This window comes from Serratia sp. BIGb0234, assembly GCF_024809915.1.
Classification (GTDB): domain Bacteria; phylum Pseudomonadota; class Gammaproteobacteria; order Enterobacterales; family Enterobacteriaceae; genus Serratia; species Serratia liquefaciens.
The window spans coordinates 181,096-202,206 of the sequence record NZ_JANUEI010000005.1; the positions used below are offsets into that span (position 1 = coordinate 181,096).

Consider the following 21,111-nt stretch of genomic DNA (forward strand, 5'->3'; position numbering starts at 1 on the left):
TTACTGCTCCTGATTATTTGGCGTTAGAACGGTAAGTCTCAATCAGTTCGATAAAGTGATCGAACAGCGGCGCGGCGTCGTGTGGGCCCGGGCTGGCTTCAGGGTGGCCCTGGAAGCTGAACGCTGCTTTATCGGTGCGGTGAATGCCCTGCACCGTGTGGTCAAACAAGGATTTGTGCGTGACGCGCAGTTCGGCCGGCAGGTTGTTTTCGTCTACCGCAAAACCATGGTTCTGCGCGGTGATCATGACGCAGTCGTTATCCAGATCTTTTACCGGGTGGTTGCCGCCGTGGTGGCCAAGCTTCATCTTCACGGTTTTTGCACCGCTGGCCAGAGCCAGCAACTGATGGCCGAGGCAGATGCCGAACACCGGGATATCGGTTGTCAGGAACTGCTTGATGGCGGCGATGGCGTAATCGCATGGCTCCGGGTCACCTGGTCCGTTGGACAGGAAAATACCGTCCGGATCCATCTTCAAGACTTCATCCGCCGGGGTCTGTGCCGGCACCACCGTCAGGCGGCAGCCGCGATCCACCAGCATACGCAGAATGTTGCGCTTGGCGCCGTAGTCATAGGCCACCACGTGGAACGGCAGCTCAGAGGCCGGTTTGGCTTCCGGCAGGTCGCCTTCAAGCGTCCAACTGCCCTGCTGCCAGCTGTAGGCTTCCTGGGTGGTAACTTCTTTCGCCAGATCCATGCCTTTCAGGCCCGGGAAGGCTTTGGCCTTCGCTAACGCCAAGGCGGCATCCGGCGTGTCGGCGGCGATGATGCAGCCGTTCTGTGCCCCTTTCTCGCGCAGCAGGCGGGTCAGCTTGCGGGTATCGATATCGGCAATCGCCACGATGTTGTGACGCTTCAGGTAGTCAGACAGGCCTTCTTCGTTGCGATAGTTGCTGGCAATCAGTGGGAGGTCGCGAATGACGAGGCCTTGGGCGTGTACAGCGGAGGATTCTTCGTCGGAAGCATTGGTGCCGACATTGCCGATATGAGGATAAGTAAGAGTAACGATCTGGCGGGAGTAGGAAGGATCAGTGAGGATTTCTTGATAACCGGTCATCGACGTATTGAAGACCACTTCCCCCACTGCCGTACCCTCTGCCCCGATGGCCCGACCGTGGAATTGGGTTCCGTCTTCGAGAACCAATAGCGCTGACTTAATCAAAACACCCTCCAAGGAATAATCAATCACAATATTTGCATATTAATTCAGATATCACGATCTAAATCAATGCAAAAACCGCCCTCAAGGTCAATTTTTGGCAAATTGGGCGCATTTTAATGATGAGTGCTCCGCTTGTCTACCCAAAGCGCCATTTTTTCTCTTATTTTTGCACTTCTCGGCGTTTAATGGGGTCAGTAGCCATAAAAACACGTCTAAACTCGGGTGAGTAAACGGTTGCGAGCTCTAAAGACAGAAAATCACAATTCCCAGGGCACTTTTCCAGGCAAGAGATACGTTGGAAGGGGAAAAAGCATCATAAATTAAAAGTTAACCACCAAAAATAGCAATCAACCAATAAAAACAACCTCAAACACATATTTATCATGTTAAAAAAAAGGACAATAAAATTATTGTCCGTTAATCATAGCACTATGATTAATACAGCCACATCACGATGGCATACAAATCAATTATAACTGGTCTAAACCGAGCACATCACGCATATCAAACAGACCTTTATCATGGCCTTTAAGCCATATCGCAGCCTTAACCGCACCACTGGCAAAAGTCATGCGGCTGGAGGCCTTATGGGTGATTTCTACCCGCTCACCGATGTCGGCGAACATGGCGGTGTGCTCGCCGACGATATCGCCAGCGCGAATAGTGGCAAAGCCAATGCTCTTCGGATCGCGTTCACCGGTATAACCTTCACGCGCATACACCGCGCACTCTTTCAGATCGCGCCCCAGCGCGCCGGCAATCGCCTCGCCCATCGCCAAAGCCGTCCCCGAAGGAGCGTCTACCTTATGACGATGATGCGCTTCAACAATCTCAATATCGGTATAGTCGCCCATCACCTGCGCGGCTTTTTCCAGCAGTTTTAACACCAGGTTCACGCCCACGCTGAAGTTGGCGGCGAAAACGATGCCAATCTGCCCAGCTGCGGCGCGGATGGCTTCCTTACCCGCATCATCGAAACCGGTGGTGCCAATCACTACGGCTTTTTTGTGCTCAACGCAGAAAGCCAGGTACGCCAAGGTGCTTTCCGGACGGGTGAAGTCGATCAGGATATCGAAATCGTCGGCCACTTTTTCCAGGCTGTCGCTGACGGTTATGCCCAGCGCACCAATGCCCGCCAGTTCACCGGCGTCGGTCCCAATCAGGCTTGAACCTGGGCGCGATACTGCCGCCCCCAAAACCACGCCCTGCGCCTGATGTACCGCCTGGATCAATTGGCGGCCCATACGGCCGCCGGAACCCGCAATCGCAATGCGGATGGGTGAATCAGTCATACTTGCTCTCTTGTTGATTGATTTCATTACCCTAAATAATTGGAGCTGTATCAAGGCGGCAAGCGAGCTTATCCCAATGAGCTTACTTCAGTAAGTGATTCGGGTAAGTGAGCGCAGTCAACACAGATACAGCTTCAAGTATGACGGGTATATCGGTTCAGGGTAACTGCCTCGTCCTATCATCGCCAGAGGATTCATTTCATAATTAGAAAATTATGATATCCCCCACTTTTCATCAGTAATGCTGTCAATGGGTTAACAATCAGGCCGATCAACGCCCATTGACGATTGTACATAAACATGCAATTTGAACCGGTGAAATTTGCATGAAAAAACGCTCGTTTTCTTCATTCAAACCGGCACAGGTACCACCCGCACGCCGCTTAGCTTAGTATAGGGCGCAACTGCCGCTTTAATTACCTGAGAACCACGGATGAAAACCGCGCAAACCACCATATCGGAAACCCTGACGCAAGATTTGGCCCGCCGCATCATCAGTGGCGATCTGCCGCCTGGGCTGTCGCTGCCGGGGGAGAATGAATTGGCCTTGCAGTATTCGGTTTCACGCACTTCGGTACGTAACGCGTTGCAGGTGCTGGCGGCGAAGGGGTTGGTCTCCATTCAGGCCAAGAAGCGCAGTACCGTCAATGCCCGCGAGCAATGGAGCTTTTTGGATCCTGACGTACTGAGCTGGTTGGCGGAAGGCAGTCTCGACCAACAACTGGTCGAACAATTGATGGTTACCCGTCTGATCTTTGAACCGAATATCGCGGCATTAGCGGCCGTTAACGCCACCGGTCATGACCTGGCCGCGCTGGAAGATGCTTGCAAACTCATGTCACAAGGGCAACAGCAGGCCAGTCGCCAACTCTTCGAGCAGGGCGATATGGCATTTCACCTTGCCTTGCTGGGCGCCAGCCACAATCCTTTTTTGCATTCATTGGGCAGCGCACTTTCCGCGGCCATGGCGCTCTCTTTCCAGCAAACGCTGGAAGAAGATATCCGGCTGACCAAAAATGCGGTTGAAGAGCACCAACAATTGCTGGAGGCCATTCGCTTCAAACAGGTAGAAACCGCACGCCAGCGCATGCGTGTCATTCTGCTCAATGCGGCCAAAAAGAATCACTGGCAGCAGCAACCGGAAATGTTCGCCCACATCCTCTAAAAATCCCTCTTTGCTGTAATTTCGATCGCCCTCACAGATCCTGAGCAATTTTCGCTCTAGCATTCTTGTATGACAAGACTGAATGGTTTGTATTACCTGAATGAATAACAACTGGATTGGTATCGATTGGGGCACCACTAACTTCCGCGCTTTTTTAATGTGTGGGGAGCAATGCCTAAGTAACCTCAGCCATCCCTGCGGGTTGCTGGCCGTGGAAAAAAACCGGTTTGCCGACACCCTGCATACCTTATTACAGCCCTGGTTAGTCGAACATGGCGCTTTGCCGGTGGTCATGGCCGGCATGGTGGGATCACAACAGGGGTGGCATGAGGTTGCCTACATAACCCAGCCGTGCGGCATGAAAAGTTTGGCGGCCGGGGCCATGAAATTCACCACTGACTGGGGTAGCCCAGCGTGGATCATTCCCGGCGTTCAGGGGCTGGGGCTGGCTCAGCAGCCTGAAGTGATGCGAGGAGAAGAAGTGCAGCTGCTCGGTTTGGCCAGACGACATCCAGCGGCGCAATGCCTGGCAATTTTACCCGGAACCCACAGCAAGCATGTTCAGTTGAATCAGGGAGAAATCGGCCACTTCTCAACCTTTATGACCGGCGAACTGTTCTCGTTGCTCTGCCGGCACTCCATTTTGGGCAACGCCCTGCCGGAACAACAGGAGGACGCGCAGGCGTTCATCCTCGGGGCCGATACGGCACGCAGCGGTGCCCCCCTCAGCCACCTGATTTTCTCGGCACGTACCCGCCGCCTCAGCGGTGAAATCGCCGCGGCAAATATACACAGCTACCTTTCCGGCTTGTTGATCGGTAATGAGCTTCAGGCGCTGCCCGCGCACCAGCCCATCTGGGTTGTCGCCAGCCCCCCGCTGGTTGCGCGCTACCAAATGGCGGCGGAACCCTTGGGCCTGTCATTGCGCGCCACGGATGGCGATAGCTGCTTTATCAACGGATTAAGTCAACTGTATCCCCTACTACAAGGAACCGCCCAATGAGCCCAGAGATCTTCCTCCAACAGTGGCAGCAACAGCCGCTCCCCCTGGTCGCTATTTTGCGTGGCATCACGCCTGAGGAGGCTGAGCCCGTCGCCGAAATTCTGCTGGACTGCGGCTTCCGCTTTCTGGAGGTACCGCTTAATAGCCCCACCCCGTACGACTCTATCCGCGTGATCAGGAAAACCGTCGGCGACAGGGGTTTTGTCGGCGCTGGCACCGTCCTGAACGTCCAGCAGGTTGAAGAGGTGGCCAAAGCCGGGGGACAACTGATTATTTCTCCCAATACCGACGCCGCGGTGATCGGCCATTCCCGTTATTTGAATCTGATCAGCATGCCCGCCGTGGCCACCCCTTCCGAAGCCTTCTGCGCCCTTGCCGCCGGAGCCAGCGGATTGAAGCTGTTCCCGGCAGAAAGTATTACCCCAGCGGTAACCAAGGCGCTGCGTGTCGTGCTTCCCCAAAGGCTGGTTTGCTTGCCGGTAGGGGGGATCCAACCGGATCCCCTGCAGATGCGCGCCTATATCCAGGCGGGCAGCAACGGGTTTGGGCTGGGAGGCGGACTCTATCAACCCGGCATCAGCCTGGCGGCATTACGTCAACGCGCGCTGGCCTATCAGGCCGCCTGGCAACATTGCGTGGAATAGCTATTTGCCCACTGCGACGTTGCCGATGCTTGTATAAAAATAAATATAACGCATTGAATTAAAAGGTGTTGTTATGAATAAATCATCTATTCCCGCAAAAACAAACCGCCAAACCCTACAGGTTTGCTTTCTTGCCGCGTTAGCCGGTTTGCTGTTCGGCCTGGATATGGGGGTGATCGCCGGTGCGTTGCCGTTCCTGGCAAACGAATTTAGCCTCTCGAGCCAACAGCAGGAAATCGTCGTCAGCATCATGATGTTCGGCGCCGCGCTGGGGGCCCTGAGCAGCGGGCCTATGTCCTCCCATTTGGGCCGTAAAAAAAGCTTGTTGTTAGGTGCGGTTTTGTTCGTCGTCGGCTCGATCGGCTGCGCCGTGGCCCAAAATCTAGAAGTGCTGGTGATTTCCCGCTTTATCCTGGGATTAGCCGTGGGCATAGCCTCGTTCACTGCGCCGCTGTATCTGTCGGAAATCGCTCCAGAGCGCATTCGCGGCAGCATGATTTCTCTCTATCAGTTGATGATTACCATCGGAATTTTGGCCGCCTTCCTGTCTGATACCGCATTCAGTGCTGGCGGACACTGGCGCTGGATGCTGGGCATCATCACCTTCCCGGCGCTGGTGCTATTTATCGGCGTACTGACACTGCCGGAAAGCCCACGCTGGTTGGCGATGAAGGGGCGCGGTGAATTGGCCGGCAAGGTCTTGCAACTGTTACGCAATTCGGATGCCGAGGCTCGCGACGAACTCAACCAAATCCGTGAAAGCCTGCAAATGAAGCAACGAGGCTGGCAGCTGTTTCGCCACAATGCGCACTTCCGCCGCTCCACCTACCTGGGCGTTCTGCTGCAATTTATGCAGCAGTTCACCGGCATGACGATCATCATGTATTACGCCCCCAAGATTTTTGAAATCGCCGGTTTCGCCACCACCCGCGAGCAAATGTGGTGCACCGTGATAGCAGGCCTGACCAATGTTCTGGCCACCTTTATCGCGATCGCGCTGGTCGATCACTGGGGTCGTAAACCGATCCTCAAACTCGGCTTCAGCCTGATGGCAATCTGCATGGCGACGCTCGGTTATATGTTTTATATCGGCATCGGCAATCCCACGGAACAATACGCCGCAGTGACGGTGCTGCTGATCTTTATCATAGGTTTCGCCATGAGTGCCGGCCCATTGATTTGGGTACTGTGCTCCGAAATCCAACCGCTGGCCGGACGAGACTTTGGCGTCACCTGCTCCACCATGGCCAACTGGATTGCCAACATGATTATTGGTGCCACCTTCCTGACGCTGATCGACAACCTCGGCAGCGCCGGGACTTTCTGGCTTTACGCGCTACTCAATCTGCTATGCATCGTACTGACGTTATGTTTCGTACCGGAAACCAAAAATATCTCCCTTGAATGCATCGAAAAAAATCTGATGCAGGGTGCCTCCCTGCGCCATATAGGCAGGCCACCCCAGCCCAAGACTACCGACCATTCCTTGAATACGCCGGCATAACCCGGCTAATAAAAATAAATCAGAGGAAACCATCATGAAGCTGACCACGGAAAATCCAACGGCGGAACAGGCCGCTGAAACGCGGGTGTACGGTAAAATTACTCGCCGTCTGATCCCTTTCCTGATTTTGTGCTATTTCTTCGCCTATTTGGACCGCGTTAACGTCGGGTTCGCCAAGCTGCATATGCAGGATGCCCTGAGCTTCAGCGATACCGTTTATGGCTTGGGCGCCGGCATATTCTTCATCGGCTATTTTATTTTCGAGCTGCCAAGCAACCTGCTGATGCAACGCTTCGGGCCGCGTTTTTGGATTGCCCGCATCATGGCTACCTGGGCGATCCTGTCCGCGGCCATGATGTTTGTCACCACGCCAACCACCTTCTATGTATTGCGTTTCCTGCTTGGCGTGGCCGAAGCCGGCTTTTTCCCCGGCATCGTGTTCTATTTAACGCTGTGGTTCCCTTCATGGCGTTCCGCCCGCACGCTGGGGCTGTTCATTCTGGTTACACCACTGTCGGTGATTATCGGCAGCCCGCTTTCAGGTTTGATCCTCAAACTGTTCGAAAATGTCGGCGGTTTACACAACTGGCAGTGGCTGTTCCTGGTCGAGGCCATTCCCTCTTTCGTACTGGCCTTTGTGGTACTGCGTTACCTGGATAACAACGTGGACGAAGCCAAATGGCTCACCGCCGAAGAAAAACAGATCGTGCAAACCGATCTGGCCAAGGATCGTGCCAACCGGGATCGGGCGGCGAACGGCAAAGCGTCCCACAGCCTGAAAGAGATGCTGGCTAACCGCTATGTCTGGTTGCTGGCGCTGATTTTCTTCAGTTTCAACGTCGGTTATTACGGCGTCAGCTTCTGGCTGCCTTCCATCATCAAGACTTCGGGTATCAGCGACGATCTCCAAATCGGCCTGCTGGCAGCCCTACCCTACGTGTTTGGCGCGGCATTTATGATATGGAACAGCCGCCATTCCGATCTGAAACAGGAACGTCGCTGGCATATTGCCATTCCGGCAGTGATTGGCTGTATCGGCCTGACGCTGAGCGCTTACTGCAGCGGCTCCACCTTCTGGATGATGACGTGGATCTGCGTAGCGATGTCCGGCACCCTGGCGCTGATCCCTACCTACATCAGCCTGCCCGGCACCCTGCTTTCCGGCACCGCCGCCGCTGCCGGTATTGCTCTGGTGAATTCTGTCGGCAACCTCGCGGGTTTCTTCGGCCCCACGGTTCTCGGCTGGCTGAAAGATCAAACCGGCCAGACCGACAGCGGCCTGTACATTCTGGCGGGCTTCCTGCTGCTCTGTGCGCCGTTGATTTTCATGCTGCCTGCCAAGCTGGTCTCCCCCGGCAAAACCCATGGCATGCATGACCAAGATGTTGCTCAGCCTGACGCTGAGGATCCTTTAAATATCACTGAGAGATTTTAATGATGAGCGGATGTGGAACCTGTGGCAGCAGCGGTTGCGGCTCGCATTTCAACCCTATTCTGGAGGGCGATGACGGCGCGCTGAAGCGTGCGCTATACAAATCCATGGGGCACAGCGACGAACAACTGCGCCGTCCGGTGATCGCCGTGGTCAACAGCTATACCAACGCGACGGCCGGCCACGCCAATCTGAATGAGCTGACGGCCAAGGTATTGCAGGGCATTGAAGCAGCCGGCGGGGTCGGCATGGTGTTCGGCACTATCGCTCCCTGTGACGGTATCGCCGAAGGGCATCTCGGCATGCGCTACATTCTGGCCGCTCGTGAAGTGATCACCGCCTCCATCGAAGTGATGATGCGTGCCCATCGTTTCGACGGCATGGTGTTGCTTGGCTCCTGCGACAAAATTGTCCCCGCCATGCTGATGGCGGCGGCACGGCTGGATATTCCGGCCATCATGGTTAACGGCGGGCCGATGTACCCGGCTGAATATAAAGGTAAACACTGGGACGGCAACATCGTCACCGAGGCCATCGGTTGGAAGATGCGTGGCGAAATCGATGAGGCGGAATTTGCCCATATCGAAAATATCGCCGAACCCGGCCCGGGCTCCTGCACTATGTACGGCACCGCCAACACCATGTGCTGCATCGGTGAAGTACTGGGTATGAGCCTGCCGGGCAGCAGCACGCTGCCGGCGGTTTCGGCCGAACGCCGCGAGTGCGCTATCGAAACCGGGCGCACCGCGGTGGAACTGGTATTGAATGGCGTCAATGCCCGCCAAATTATCACCGCCGAGTCGATCCGCAATGCGGTGATCTACCTGCTGGCCACCGGCGGCTCCACCAATGCCATCCTGCATCTGCAAGCCATTCATTACGAAGCGGAACTGGGCCACCTGCCGCTGTCCGTCTTCGATGAGTTGAGCCACCAGGTACCGCTGGTTGCCTCGCTCTACCCGGCCAGTGAACATGACATGATTGATTTTTGGGACGCGGGTGGCGTACCGGCAGTAGAGCTTGAGATTGCCAAACTGCTCGATCTCAATGCGTTAACCGTCACCGGCAAAACCAAAGCGGAACTGCTGGCGGAAACCCGGCCAAGCCGCCGCCCGGAAGTCATCCATACCCTGTCCATTCCGGTGCGGAATGAAGCTGGCGTTGCCGTGCTGCACGGTAATTTGTCACCGTTAGGCTGCGTGGTGAAACCTGCGGCCGTGCCGGAAAATTTGATGCGCTTCCGGGGGCCCGCCGTGGTGTTCAACAGCGAGCAGGAGTCCGTCGAGGCGATTATGTCCGGCCAGATTAAGCAGGGTAGCGCCCTGGTCTTGCGCTATGAAGGGCCTAAAGGTGGCCCCGGAATGCCGGAAATGTATAAGCCGATGAAATCGCTGGAAGGCATGGGCCTGGCTGACAGTTGCGCTCTGATCACCGACGGCCGTTTCTCCGGCTCCAACCGCGGGCTGTTTGTCGGCCATATCTCGCCTGAAGCGGTGGACGGCGGCGAGCTGGCATTGGTGCAAGACGGTGACGAAATATCCATCGATATCCCCGCGCGTACTCTTACGCTGCACGTTGACGAGACGATGTTGGCGCAGCGGCGCCAAAACTGGCAACCCGTGGACAAAGAAGTGCCGCGCGGCTTCCTGCGTTTATATCGTCGCTGGGCTTTACCTGCTGCGCAGGGTGCCGTACTGGCCGATCGGGAGGAGGAATAATGGGCCGTTACCAAGCTATCGACATTGAAGGGGTCAACCCTATCGTCGCCATGCCGTTCAAGGCCAATGGCGAAATCGACCCGCTGAGTTTTACCCAGTTGCTGGAGCATCTGGCAGCAACCGGCGTTCAGGGAATGACGCTGTTTGGCATCGCCAGCGAATTCCCGAAGCTCGAGGAGCCTGAGCGTGAACGCCTGGCGGAGATATTTATCAGCGAACTGGCAGGAGCCCCGCTGTTTCGCGCTATCTCGGTCACCGATCACAGCAGCGAAGTCGCCGTCAAACGCGCTCGTCATTATCAAGCTCTGGGCGCCGACGCTTTGATGCTGCTGCCTCCCTTTTTCCTTCAACCCAGCCCACAGGCGATCCAGCAGCACATTTTCGCCGTTCTGGAGGCCGTAGACATCCCGGTAATGGTGCAATACGCGCCGAGTGAAACCGGTTTGCCGATCACCCCGCAACAATTGGCCGACGTGGCAGCCCGCTATCCCCATGCGGTGTTCAAAATTGAATGTAATCCGCCGGTGGAATACACCAAAGAATTTCTGCAACTGGCTCCCCAGGCCAACGTTCTGAACGGCTATGCCGGGCTTTATATGTTGCAGATGTTGGCGGCGGGCGGCAAAGGCGTGATGCCGGGTTGCTCGTTCAGCGAGATTTACCTGCGTATTTATCGCCATTGGCAGGCCGGTGAAGTGGAACAAGCGAATAGGCTGCATCAGGCATTGTTGCCTTACATCCAACGCTGGATGAGCCACTGCGAATACATCATTCAGATCGAAAAGACCATCCTGCAACGACGCAATATCATCGCTACCGATTACTGTCGCCACCCTGGTTGGCAACTGACCGCTGATGATCACCTTATGATCGCGCAGTTTTTAAGCCAGTTTTCTCTGTAGCCAAGACGGCCGCTTGATCGCGGCCCTTTCGGAGGTCTATATGCTACGCCACCAATCCGGGCGTGTAGCCATCGTCACTGGCGCCAGTCAGGGCATAGGGCTGGCTATCGCCAAAACCTTTCTCGCTAACGGCGATACCGTGATGGGTTGCGCCTATCCCAGCCTGGAAAATGCGCCGCAGGCCCGACAATTATTGGCCGATTACCCACAGCATTTTTTCTATTCTTCGGTCGACGTCACCCAGACCGCCGAGATTAAACGCTTTGTCGCGAATGCTGAACAACAATGCGGACGCATCGACATCGTGGTTTCCAACGCTGGGAAAAACGTCTTCAAAGGCATTGATTGCGAAGAAGAAGACTGGACCCACAATTTCGATCTCAACCTGCGCTCGCACTGGTATCTGGCGAAATGCGCCCGCCCGGCATTGACCAAAAGCCATGGCGTGATCCTGGTGATCACCTCCAACCACGCATTTTCCACCATGCCTGGCTGTGCGCCCTACAACATCAGCAAACGGGCGCTGCTGTCATTGGTGCAAAGCCTGGCTATTGAGTGGGGTCCGACGATCCGCACGCTGGGTATTGCCCCTGGCTTTATTGATACCGAAGGCAATCAGGCCTGGTTCGACGCCCATACTGACGCCAAACTGGCGCGAGAGAAAACCGTTAAGAAACATCCGGTCGGTCGCCTTGGCCGCCCCGAGGAAGTCGGTGATTTATGCCTGTTTCTTGCCAGCGATGGTGCGGGATTTATCGCCGGCACCACAATTGTGATGGATGGGGGACGCAGTGCCATTATGCAAGACGACGACCGATAGCGGAAGACACAAAGAGGGGGCCGAAGCCCCCGTGATAAAAGCGACTCAAGCGGTTAACGCCGCCACCTCTTCGGCAATAGTCGCCAGCGCATCATGGCAGGCGTAATCGGCCTGAACCCATGCCGCGTGCTGTCGGTAGGTCGGTTGCGTCAGGATCTGCTGCACGGCATGACGCAGCTGCGATTCGTCCGGATTGCTGGTGTGCAGATTAATGCCGCAGCCAGCTGCCACCACCCGAGCAGCCGCCTCGAGCTTGTCCTCGCCGGTACCGGCAATAATCAACGGCACGCCCTGATCCAACGCGTAGTTGATCGAACCGTAACCGCCGTTGGTGATCAGCACTGCGGCCTGCGGCAACCAGCGTTCGAAAGAGATAAACTCTCGCACTCTGGCATTGTCCGGCAGCCGATCCAACAGCCCGTCGACCGAACGCCCCCCGGTGGTCGCCAGCACCCGTACCGGTAACTGTGCCAGCGCCTTCAGCGTCGGAACAATCAACTGATGCAGATCGACATTCGCCAACGTACCCTGGCTGACAATCACCAGCGGCCGTTGGTCCGTCTCATCCCAGAGGGCTTCGCTCGGCTGTTGTATCGGGGCGCTGCGCAACGGGCCAATAAATCGCACGCCGGCCGGCAAATCGTCACGCCGATATTCCAGCGCAGGGGTCGCCAGTTGCAAGAAACGATCGCAACCGCTGATCAAGGCATCGCTAAAGGGTTGGTGCAGCGGCCTGCCACCGGATTGCGTCATCGCGGCGTCAAAACTCTGCTGCACCTCATCAATCAAGGCACGCGTGGCGTCATCCACCAGCTGTTCGCGACGTAGCTCCCGCGGTAACAGCGCCGGAGGAATGCGCGGCCCGTAGAAGATGGAATCTTCAGACGAGAATGACAGCGGCGTTACGCCGATACCGATAACCGGAGGGCGTTCTTCCGCCTGCAGCAGCGGCAATACCCCGTAGAAACAGTTTTCCACCATCAGCAGATCGGTAGCCTCGGCGGCGATCACCGTACGCAACTGTTGATTCAGCAACGGGATTGGAGCGGCGAAAAAGTCTTTCAACGCCAGCGCCATCTGCACATTGCCCGGCGGCAGTGCAGCGCGTTCCGGAAAGTGTTCCTCGAGATAGCGATAGTCGAAATCGACCTTGGGATCGAAGGCAACAAACTTCGCCCCTATCGCCTCCGCACGTTCACGGAACAACGCGCCGGTCATCACCCGAACCTGGTGCCCTTGCGCAATCAGGTGCCGGGCAATGCCCAGCATCGGGTAGACGTGACCGGGCGTTGCCACGGCGGTCATCAGAATACGTGCCATAACTTTTAAGCCTCTGCGTTGGCCGGTTTCAGCGCCAGATTGGCGCATACCGGGTTGCTCTGTATATGAACCCGTTGTAAATGGCGGGCCGAGCGGGCGGTAAAGCCTTCACGCCCGTGCAGCAGCGAGAAGTTGTCTGCGATCACCACATCACCCTGCTGCCACTGGTGGGCGTAATAGTGGCGCGGATCGTAGAGATGCTGTTGCAGAGTCTGATGGAACGCTTCCTGCTGATCTTCCGGCACCCCGTGATATTCCAGCGCATGCTGGTTGAGGAATTTCTTCCCTTCTGTCGGCGGTTCGTTGTAGCGCATGATCAGCCCACTACCGCTCGGGTGCGTCACCACCAGCGGCGAACACACCTCACCACCGTAGTGCACCACCTGCTTGATGCGGTATGAGATAGACACCGTCAGCCACTGAGCCAGCTGCGACTCATCGGCATTGGCCAGCAGGCGCGTGGTATCGACAAAGGTAGTACAACCCCCTTCATCCTGCGAGGGCGCGGCTACACAGTGAAACAGCTGGAATTCCGGGATGGTCGGTTTATACATGCCGTCCCAGTGCAGCGGCACATAGCTGCTGTCGAAAATATGGTCCTTGGCGTCTGGATGTTCTTTCACATCCAGCACCGCGCCGAAGGGCCACATCATGATCTCACCCCAATTGCCGGCATAACGGGTCAATACCCGCGGATCGGTAAAACCCGAATCGAAGCCGCGCAGCACCAACAGGTGATGCTGCTGTGCCAACGTCCGCAGCGCCGCTACCGGCAGCTCGCTGATGGATTGCCCCGGGTGTTCAGGGGTCAATACGGCGCCAAAGGGGCTATTGAGTTCAATACGGCAGTTCAATTGTTGATTGTCCATCGGTGACTCTCCTTGAAGCAAATTTGCTGCTCACACGGCAACCGTGCCGTTAAAAGACGCTCGCCAAGATAGCGGGCGTAAGGTGGCGCGTTACACCACTTGAGGTTGTTCAATCAGGTAATGGCTTGGCGTACCGCGGATCGCCACCAATTCGCCCTCTAACTCCTGAGCGTCTTTGCGTTTCATCAGTACGAACTGTCCGTTGACGTTGGCCGCGACGCCGTGCCACGGTGTCAACCAGTCGTCCTTGGTTGGCATCATATGAATGCCTATTTTTAGACTGTCGGCAGGCTGCGGGTGGATCGACAAGCGGATCGCCGCCGGAAAATGCTGAGCCAGCAAATTACCCCAGGCCCAGCTGCGTTGGATCACGCCGCAGGCACGCAGCTTGGCGTCTTTCTGCAACGCGGCATTCGAGCCGCTGTAGCCCGGCAGTTGACTGTCTTCATACAGGAAGCGGGTAATGGCGCGGTACAGTTGCAGCCCCTGCTCGCTTTCCATCAGCTGTTGTTTGATTGCCGACTCCGATTCGGCATAACCGTCGACCAGCAACTGGCGCAGCAAGTCGTAGTCGTCGGTGTGTTCCGCCAGCCCTTCCACGTCCCCCAGGTTGAACACGCTCAGATGCGTGGCCCCAACCTCATGCAGCAGAGTTTCAATTTCGCGCTGATAGTGGTTGATGGCATCGTCACTGACGCGGATTAAATCGCCGAAAACATGACCATCCGAACAGATGACAATATGCGCACCCGGCGGATAATAAAGCTGAATACGCTGGCAGAGGGAATTAAGGAATATCAACGATAAGCGTTCCGCCATATCGGGTACCGCACCGATCACCTTATTGGTATTGGGTGATTTTGTCGGAAAGGCCGGCAGTACAAACTCAATCCGCCGTTGTTGTTCAATGAATGCCCGGATTCGCGGCAATTGCACCTGAGTGACGAGCAGCTCTTCCTCGGAGTTTGATGTTTCCATTCCTGGAAAACGACGCCGATATTGCAATAGCTCATGAAGGATCTTTAACGATATTTTTTCAATACGGGCACTGTCCACAATTAACTCCTGTTCAGATTATGGCGCAGGTGATTTATTCACAAACGCAATAAGACTTTTCGAAAAAAGAGGCATCACCAGGGAATAATACTCACTGCTGAGATTTATCTGCTTCAGGCAATATAGAAGAGATGGTGCTATATTATTAGCCCGTATAATTAACAATCTTGGTTAAGTTGAACTTAACAAACTATGAGTAATATTCTAAAACGCATGGCCATTTTTTCTAAAGTTGTCGATTGCGGCGCGTTCAGCATGGCAGCCAAGGAATTAGGCATTACCACCTCTGCCGTCAGCCAGCATATCCGCCTGTTGGAAAACGAACTCGGCATTCAATTACTTCTGCGTTCCACTCGCTCACTGAGCCTGACCGAAGCCGGGCTCTGTTTTTATGAAGATTGCGTTTTAATGCTGCATGCTGCCGAGCGGGGGCAACAACGTATCGCCGCCCTGCGCGGCGAACTGAGCGGTGAATTGCGCGTCGCGACCTCTACCGAGTTCGCCACTCACTATCTGGTGCCTGCACTGCAAAGCTTCCTTGATGAACACCCGCGCATCACGCTGAGGCTGGAGATCCACGACGAGAAAATCGACCTGATAGGCCAGCGTATTGATCTGGCGATCCGTGGCGGTGTATTGGCTGATTCCAGTTACGTTTCTACCCGCCTTGCGCGCTTTCGTGAGGTATTATGTGCATCACCAGCCTACCTTGCGGGACATGGTATTCCCGAGAGCCCACAAGCGTTAACCCGGCATCAATGGGTGACTTTTACCCCCTTGGGCAACCCGCAATTTGTTCGCCTGCTCCACCACAACGGCGATGAACATCGGCTACGAATGACCGGGCGTCTATTTACCAATAACGGTATGGCCATGAAAGAACTGGCGCTGGCGGGCAAAGGGATCATCCGTAATTTCTTTGTCAATGTTGAGCGTGAATTACACAATGGCGATTTGGTGGAAATCCTGCCTGAATGGCGATTACCAGAGATTAATTGCTATGCAATTATGCCGCGACGGGACAGCCAACCTTTAAAAGTTCGCCGTTTGCTTGAGCATATGAAAATCCATCTGCAGCAAAAGGAGAAAAATTCTTTAAACCAGTTTCGAACTTAATTAAATAAACAGTGTCTGCAACGACAATTAATTTAGTTATTTAACCTCTCAGCCCTTTGCTGACCAACACCAGACTTTATTTAGATTGCAGACTAATGATATTAGTCTTAATAACTTTATTACTGCCTATATAAGCACTTCATTTTTCATTAATTCAAATTGTCAGAACAAATTTGACTTTAAATAACAGAAAATTTGAATTACATCCTATTCCTTCCTCTCGATCTAATATTGCCCCCCGTCCCCCGATCCCCAAATGCAAAACGGGGAGCCTAAGCTCCCCGTTCATTTATTTACCACTGTGGCCTAGTCAACCTGCCGGATATCGACCCGCAGCTCTTTTGGCACTTCAAACACGATATTCTCTTCACGGCCGCTGACTTCATGGACGTTAAGGCCGCCCAAGGCTTTCAGACGAGCGATCACGTCCTGTACCAGCACGTCAGGGGCGGACGCACCGGCGGTAACGCCGATGTTACTCGCGTTCTTCAACCAGGCTTCCTGAATATCCGCGGCGGAATCGATCAGGTAGGCCGGCTTGCCAACGCGCTGAGCCAATTCAGCCAGACGGTTGGAGTTGGATGAGTTCTTCGAGCCCACCACTAACACCACGTCCGCATCCCCGGCCAGGTTCCGTACCGCTTCCTGGCGGTTGGTCGTGGCATAGCAGATGTCGTCCTTACGTGGCCCAATGATGCTCGGGAAGCGCTTGCGCAAGGCGTCGATCACGTCAGAAGTGTCATCCACCGACAGCGTGGTTTGCGTCATAAAGCACAGGTTGCTTTCATCCTTCACCTGCAGCTTCCACACGTCGTCCGGCGACTCAACCAGATACATGCCCCCCTTCGGGTTGCTGTACTGGCCCATGGTGCCTTCCACCTCCGGGTGGCCGGCATGGCCAATCAGGATCGCCTCAGTGCCACGACGGCTGGCGCGCGCCACCTCCATATGCACTTTGGTTACCAGCGGACAAGTTGCGTCAAACAGCATGGTCAGATCGCGCGCCTTGGCTTCCGCCCGTACCGCTTGGGAAACCCCGTGCGCCGAAAAGATCAGAATCGACCCATCCGGCACTTCACCGATCTCCTCAATAAACACCGCCCCGCGCTCGCGCAGGCTGTCCACCACATAGCGGTTATGCACCACTTCGTGGCGTACATAGATAGGCGCACCGTAAATTTCCAGTGCGCGCTCTACTATACTGATCGCACGATCAACCCCGGCGCAGAAGCCACGTGGGTTAGCCAGCAATATTTGCATGCGTCTCCTCCTGCACGGGATCAATCTCCAGCACTTCAATATCGAAGCTCACCGGATGGCCCGCCAGCGGATGGTTGAAATCAACGGTAATCGAATCTTCCGCAACTTCACGCACCACGCCCGGCATTTCACTGCCGTCGACGGCGGTAAACAGCATGATGGTGCCCACATCCGGTACCCCAGTCTCCGCGAAATCGCGACGTGAGAAGTACTGGACCAGGTCCGGGTTCTCTGCACCGAATGCGGCTTCCGGCTGCAAGGTAAAGGCGCACTTGTCGCCCGCACGCAGGCCAATCAACTCCGCTTCCAGCGGTGCCGATAGGCTGCCGTCACCCAGACGGAACAGCGCCGGTTTGCCGCTGCTGCGGGTAGATTCTGCGGTCGAACCGTCTTCCAGTTTCAGCGTGAAGTGAACCAGCACTGCGCTGCTACCGTTAACCTGAGCCGTCATATTACTCACCTTTACTCTTTGCGCTTTTGCTCGCCGGCGACAAGAAGCCTTCCAACACGATCATCGCCGCCCCCACGCAGATAAAGCTATCCGCCAGATTGAAGGTCGGGTAGTGCCAGTCGCCTACGTAGAAGTCGATGAAATCGACCACGAAACCGTGCCACAGGCGATCGAACAGGTTGCCGAGCGCCCCGCCGATGATAAAAGCATAGGCAATATTGTTCAGCTTTTGCTGTGCCTGACTGCGGTACATCATCACCAACAGCACCGCAACGATAGCGACGGCGATGCCAGCAAAGAACCAGCGCTGCCAGCCGCCGTGATCGGCGAGGAAGCTGAAGGCGGCGCCGTAGTTGCGCGCATAAAACAGATTGAACGACGGGATCAGCGGCTGGGACTGGCCCAGCACAAAGTTACCGAGGATCCACTGTTTGCTGGCGAAATCCAGTACCAACACCACCACCACCAGCCACAGCCAGCGCAGACCGGTCGAACAGATTGGTTTACTCATTTAGGCAAACTTACGCTTTTCGCCGTCACCGGCTACGTTGATCACACAGCGGCCGCAAAGATCTGCATGCTCCGCCACCAGGCCGATATCGGTGGTGTAATGCCAGCAGCGCGGGCACTTCTCACCTTCTGCGGTGCTGAAGGCAATTTTCAGACCTTTCACCAATTCTGCTGTTTGTGCATCCGCCGGCGCATCGGCCAGTGGAGCAACGCGCGCCGCCGAGGTCAGCAACACAAAGCGCAGCTCATCCTGCAGACTGTTAAGACGTTCGGCCAGTTCGGTATCGGCATACAGCGTGACCGCCGCTTCCAGAGAACCCCCCAGGCGTTTGTCGGCACGTGCCTGTTCCAGCACCTTGTTCACTTCGCCGCGCACTTTCAGCAGCTCGGCCCAGAAGGCGTCGTTCATGCCTTCACCTTCGGCCAAACCGAAGAGACCGTCGTACCACTCTTCAGTGAACACGTACTGCGCACGTTTGCCTGGCAGGAAGCTCCAGATTTCATCGGCGGTGAACGACATGATCGGCGCCATCCAGCGAACCAGCGCTTCCGCGATGTGGAACAATGCGGTCTGGCAGCTGCGGCGAGCAACGCTGTCGCTCTTCGCGGTGTACTGACGATCCTTGATGATATCCAGGTAGAAGGAGCCCATCTCGACCGAGCAGAACTGCATCAGGCGCTGCACTACTTCATGGAAGTCATAGTTGGCGTAAGCCTGTTCGATATCCTTCTGCGCCGCCAGTGCACGGCCCACCGCCCAGCGATCCAGTACCACCATGTCTTCCGGGGCCACGCAATCGGTGCTTGGCTCAAACCCGTTCAGGTTGGCCAACAGGAAACGCGCGGTGTTACGGATACGACGATAAGAATCGGCAGAACGCTTGAGGATCTCGTCGGACACCGCGATTTCACCGGTGTAGTCGGTAGACGCCACCCACAGGCGCAGGATGTCGCCACCCAGCTTGTTCATCACGTCTTGTGGACTGACGGTGTTGCCGATGGACTTGGACATCTTGCGGCCCTGACCGTCAACGGTGAAACCGTGGGTCAGCACTTCTTTGTATGGCGCCTTGCCCTTCATCGCGGTGGAAATCATCAACGATGACATAAACCAGCCGCGGTGCTGATCTGAGCCTTCCAGATACATGTCGGCACCGTGGCCCTGGAATTCCGGACGTACGTCAACCACGGAAGAGTGGGTAGAACCGGAGTCGAACCACACGTCCAGGGTGTCTGGCACTTTGACGTAGTCGGCAGCATCCGCGCCGAGAATATCGGCAGCGTCCAGATCCCACCAGGCTTGAATACCGTCTTGCTCAACGCGCTTCGCCACTTCTTCCATCAGCTCAACGCTACGTGGGTGCAGTTGTTCAGTGTCTTTGTGCACAAACAGCGACATCGGCACGCCCCAGGTACGCTGACGCGAAATACACCAGTCCGGGCGATTGGCCACCATGGTTTCGATACGTGCCTGGCCCCATTCCGGGATCCACTGCACGCCTTTGATCTCTTCCAGCGACTGCTGACGCAGGCCTTTCTGGTCCATGCTGATGAACCACTGTGGCGTTGCGCGGAAGATGATCGGCGTTTTGTGGCGCCAGCAGCATGGATAGCTGTGAACCAGTTTTTCAACGTGCAACAGTGCGCCTTTCTCACGCAGCAGGTCTACGATCAGATCGTTGGCCTTGAAGACAAACTTGCCGTCCAGCAACGGATGAGTGCCGGTCAGGTAGCAGCCGTTCGGCCCTACCGGGTTGGCAATCTCCAGACCGTATTTCTGGCTGATGACAAAGTCATCCGGACCGTGGCCACCGGCGGTATGGACCGCACCGGTACCGGCATCCAGCGTGACGTGTTCGCCCATGATCGCCGGCACGTCGAAGCCCATGAACGGGTGTTCGAAACGCATCAACTCCAGATCGGCGCCTTTGCAGCTGCCCAGCACGGTCCATGAGCTGATACCGGCGCGCTTCATCACGCTTTCTACCAGCTCAGCCGCCAGGATCAGGCATTGGCCTTCGACCTGCACCAGTTGATAAGCAAATTCAGGGTGCAAAGAGATCGCGCGGTTAGCCGGCAAGGTCCACGGCGTGGTGGTCCAGATCACCAGAGAAACCGGGCCGCTGAAGCTGGTGACGCCAAATTTGGCCGCCACGGCAGCCGCGTCAACCGCGTGGAAAGCCACATCGATCGACGGCGAAGTCTTGTCGTAATATTCCACTTCCGCTTCCGCCAGCGAAGAGCGGCAGTCGGTACACCAGTGCACCGGCTTGGCGCCTTTCAGCAGGTGGCCGTTGTCGATGATTTTGCCCAACGCGCGGATGATATTGGCTTCGGTTTTGAAGTCCATGGTCAGGTACGGGTGATCCCAGTCGCCCAACACGCCCAGACGGATAAAGTCTTTTTTCTGGCCTTCAACCTGCTCAGCGGCGTACTCACGGCACTTCACACGGAATTCCGCAGCGGTGAGTTTCTCACCCGGTTTGCCGTACAGTTGCTCAACTTTCAGTTCGATCGGCAGGCCGTGGCAGTCCCAACCCGGAACGTAAGGCGAGTCGAAGCCGGACATCCCTTTCGACTTGATAATAATGTCTTTGAGAATCTTGTTAACCGAGTGACCAATGTGAATGCTGCCGTTCGCATACGGAGGGCCGTCATGCAAAATGAAGGATTTTTTGCCCTTTTTGGCAGTACGAATAATCCCGTACAGATCCTGTTCATACCAACGTTGCAGCATGCCAGGTTCACGCTTGGCCAGATCGCCGCGCATCGGGAACCCTGTTTCCGGCAAGTTCAGGGTATTCTTGTAGTCACTCATGAGATTCTCGTTTCCGTTTTCGGCTATTTACCCGTCACACTTCAAGCTGCATCTTTGTTGGCTGCCCTT

Annotated in this window: 18 protein-coding genes; 9 read left to right on the forward strand and 9 right to left on the reverse strand. The window is 55.7% G+C overall.

Annotation, left to right across the window (positions count from 1 at the left end):
- Positions 1-13: 13 nt before the first annotated feature.
- Together carA and dapB are read right to left on the reverse strand one after the other, a co-directional pair.
- Positions 14-1,162 (reverse strand): glutamine-hydrolyzing carbamoyl-phosphate synthase small subunit, encoded by a 1,149-nt coding sequence (carA, locus tag M2407_RS18840; RefSeq protein ID WP_071844605.1) that lies wholly within the window; start codon positions 1,160-1,162, stop codon positions 14-16.
- A 470-nt stretch (positions 1,163-1,632) separates the two neighbouring features.
- Positions 1,633-2,454, reverse strand: a complete 822-nt coding sequence (gene dapB, locus M2407_RS18845; protein ID WP_128865021.1) for a 4-hydroxy-tetrahydrodipicolinate reductase — start codon at positions 2,452-2,454, stop codon at positions 1,633-1,635.
- A 433-nt stretch (positions 2,455-2,887) separates the two neighbouring features.
- Between dapB and M2407_RS18850 the strand changes: the two genes are divergently transcribed.
- The 8 genes from M2407_RS18850 (at position 2,888) to M2407_RS18885 (ending at position 11,642) form a co-directional block, all read left to right on the forward strand.
- Positions 2,888-3,619, forward strand: coding sequence for a FadR/GntR family transcriptional regulator (locus M2407_RS18850; protein WP_048762910.1), 732 nt, complete (start codon positions 2,888-2,890; stop codon positions 3,617-3,619).
- 100 nt (positions 3,620-3,719) lie between these two features.
- A complete protein-coding gene (locus M2407_RS18855) occupies positions 3,720-4,622 on the forward strand; it encodes a 2-dehydro-3-deoxygalactonokinase (RefSeq protein ID WP_142815943.1) in 903 nt (300 codons plus the stop codon).
- Positions 4,619-5,266 (forward strand): 2-dehydro-3-deoxy-6-phosphogalactonate aldolase, encoded by a 648-nt coding sequence (locus tag M2407_RS18860; protein ID WP_122077118.1) that lies wholly within the window; start codon positions 4,619-4,621, stop codon positions 5,264-5,266. Before M2407_RS18855 ends, M2407_RS18860 begins: the two co-directional genes overlap by 4 nt.
- Positions 5,267-5,339: 73 nt before the next feature.
- Positions 5,340-6,770 (forward strand): sugar porter family MFS transporter, encoded by a 1,431-nt coding sequence (locus M2407_RS18865; protein WP_122077115.1) that lies wholly within the window; start codon positions 5,340-5,342, stop codon positions 6,768-6,770.
- Between the two features lie 34 nt (positions 6,771-6,804).
- Positions 6,805-8,205: an MFS transporter gene (locus M2407_RS18870; RefSeq protein WP_259218907.1), complete on the forward strand. Its 1,401-nt coding sequence runs from the start codon at positions 6,805-6,807 to the stop codon at positions 8,203-8,205.
- Between the two features lie 2 nt (positions 8,206-8,207).
- The gene (gene ilvD, locus M2407_RS18875) at positions 8,208-9,920 is read left to right on the forward strand and encodes a dihydroxy-acid dehydratase (RefSeq protein WP_259219004.1); all 1,713 of its coding nucleotides are present in this window, start codon (positions 8,208-8,210) and stop codon (positions 9,918-9,920) included.
- Positions 9,920-10,822 (forward strand): dihydrodipicolinate synthase family protein, encoded by a 903-nt coding sequence (locus M2407_RS18880; protein WP_116691307.1) that lies wholly within the window; start codon positions 9,920-9,922, stop codon positions 10,820-10,822. The genes ilvD and M2407_RS18880 overlap by 1 nt, the downstream gene beginning before the upstream one ends.
- Before the next feature lie 40 nt (positions 10,823-10,862).
- The gene (locus M2407_RS18885) at positions 10,863-11,642 is read left to right on the forward strand and encodes an SDR family NAD(P)-dependent oxidoreductase (protein WP_217331529.1); all 780 of its coding nucleotides are present in this window, start codon (positions 10,863-10,865) and stop codon (positions 11,640-11,642) included.
- A gap of 45 nt (positions 11,643-11,687) precedes the next feature.
- Here M2407_RS18885 and M2407_RS18890 read toward each other — a convergent pair whose 3' ends face one another.
- The 3 genes from M2407_RS18890 to pvcA all read right to left on the reverse strand — a co-directional run bounded on the left by M2407_RS18890 (position 11,688) and on the right by pvcA (position 14,887).
- Positions 11,688-12,947 carry a glycosyltransferase gene (locus M2407_RS18890; protein ID WP_128865036.1) on the reverse strand — a complete coding sequence of 420 codons (1,260 nt, stop codon included), beginning with the start codon at positions 12,945-12,947 and terminating at the stop codon, positions 11,688-11,690.
- 20 nt (positions 12,948-12,967) lie between these two features.
- Positions 12,968-13,831 carry a TauD/TfdA family dioxygenase gene (locus M2407_RS18895; protein ID WP_128865025.1) on the reverse strand — a complete coding sequence of 288 codons (864 nt, stop codon included), beginning with the start codon at positions 13,829-13,831 and terminating at the stop codon, positions 12,968-12,970.
- A gap of 90 nt (positions 13,832-13,921) precedes the next feature.
- Positions 13,922-14,887, reverse strand: coding sequence for an L-tyrosine isonitrile synthase (gene pvcA / locus M2407_RS18900; RefSeq protein WP_128865026.1), 966 nt, complete (start codon positions 14,885-14,887; stop codon positions 13,922-13,924).
- A gap of 192 nt (positions 14,888-15,079) precedes the next feature.
- On the opposite strand from pvcA, the gene M2407_RS18905 reads away from it, so the two are divergent.
- Positions 15,080-16,003: a LysR family transcriptional regulator gene (locus tag M2407_RS18905; RefSeq protein WP_115060160.1), complete on the forward strand. Its 924-nt coding sequence runs from the start codon at positions 15,080-15,082 to the stop codon at positions 16,001-16,003.
- 306 nt (positions 16,004-16,309) lie between these two features.
- On the opposite strand, the gene ispH is transcribed toward M2407_RS18905, so the two are convergent.
- From ispH to ileS, 4 genes are read right to left on the reverse strand one after another with little or no spacing between them, the layout of a single operon-like run.
- Positions 16,310-17,263, reverse strand: coding sequence for a 4-hydroxy-3-methylbut-2-enyl diphosphate reductase (ispH, locus tag M2407_RS18910; RefSeq protein ID WP_020825154.1), 954 nt, complete (start codon positions 17,261-17,263; stop codon positions 16,310-16,312).
- Positions 17,244-17,714 carry an FKBP-type peptidyl-prolyl cis-trans isomerase gene (gene fkpB / locus M2407_RS18915; RefSeq protein ID WP_046374547.1) on the reverse strand — a complete coding sequence of 157 codons (471 nt, stop codon included), beginning with the start codon at positions 17,712-17,714 and terminating at the stop codon, positions 17,244-17,246. Before fkpB ends, ispH begins: the two co-directional genes overlap by 20 nt.
- Before the next feature lies 1 nt (position 17,715).
- Positions 17,716-18,225: a signal peptidase II gene (gene lspA / locus M2407_RS18920; RefSeq protein WP_020825152.1), complete on the reverse strand. Its 510-nt coding sequence runs from the start codon at positions 18,223-18,225 to the stop codon at positions 17,716-17,718.
- Positions 18,226-21,042, reverse strand: coding sequence for an isoleucine--tRNA ligase (ileS, locus tag M2407_RS18925; RefSeq protein ID WP_187962266.1), 2,817 nt, complete (start codon positions 21,040-21,042; stop codon positions 18,226-18,228).
- Positions 21,043-21,111 lie beyond the last annotated feature (69 nt).

Bases quoted from the DNA above. Each gene is read 5' to 3' on its own strand.
- fkpB (WP_046374547.1), bottom strand. From the start codon at position 17,714: ATGACGGCTCAGGTTAACGGTAGCAGCGCAGTGCTGGTTCACTTCACG.
- dapB (WP_128865021.1), bottom strand. From the start codon at position 2,454: ATGACTGATTCACCCATCCGCATTGCGATTGCGGGTTCCGGCGGCCGT.
- M2407_RS18895 (WP_128865025.1), bottom strand. From the start codon at position 13,831: ATGGACAATCAACAATTGAACTGCCGTATTGAACTCAATAGCCCCTTT.
- M2407_RS18890 (WP_128865036.1), bottom strand. From the start codon at position 12,947: ATGACCGCCGTGGCAACGCCCGGTCACGTCTACCCGATGCTGGGCATT.
- M2407_RS18865 (WP_122077115.1), top strand. From the start codon at position 5,340: ATGAATAAATCATCTATTCCCGCAAAAACAAACCGCCAAACCCTACAG.
- M2407_RS18860 (WP_122077118.1), top strand. From the start codon at position 4,619: ATGAGCCCAGAGATCTTCCTCCAACAGTGGCAGCAACAGCCGCTCCCC.
- M2407_RS18850 (WP_048762910.1), top strand. From the start codon at position 2,888: ATGAAAACCGCGCAAACCACCATATCGGAAACCCTGACGCAAGATTTG.
- M2407_RS18880 (WP_116691307.1), top strand. From the start codon at position 9,920: ATGGGCCGTTACCAAGCTATCGACATTGAAGGGGTCAACCCTATCGTC.
- M2407_RS18855 (WP_142815943.1), top strand. From the start codon at position 3,720: ATGAATAACAACTGGATTGGTATCGATTGGGGCACCACTAACTTCCGC.
- ileS (WP_187962266.1), bottom strand. From the start codon at position 21,042: ATGAGTGACTACAAGAATACCCTGAACTTGCCGGAAACAGGGTTCCCG.
- ilvD (WP_259219004.1), top strand. From the start codon at position 8,208: ATGAGCGGATGTGGAACCTGTGGCAGCAGCGGTTGCGGCTCGCATTTC.
- M2407_RS18870 (WP_259218907.1), top strand. From the start codon at position 6,805: ATGAAGCTGACCACGGAAAATCCAACGGCGGAACAGGCCGCTGAAACG.
- ispH (WP_020825154.1), bottom strand. From the start codon at position 17,263: ATGCAAATATTGCTGGCTAACCCACGTGGCTTCTGCGCCGGGGTTGAT.
- lspA (WP_020825152.1), bottom strand. From the start codon at position 18,225: ATGAGTAAACCAATCTGTTCGACCGGTCTGCGCTGGCTGTGGCTGGTG.
- M2407_RS18885 (WP_217331529.1), top strand. From the start codon at position 10,863: ATGCTACGCCACCAATCCGGGCGTGTAGCCATCGTCACTGGCGCCAGT.
- M2407_RS18905 (WP_115060160.1), top strand. From the start codon at position 15,080: ATGAGTAATATTCTAAAACGCATGGCCATTTTTTCTAAAGTTGTCGAT.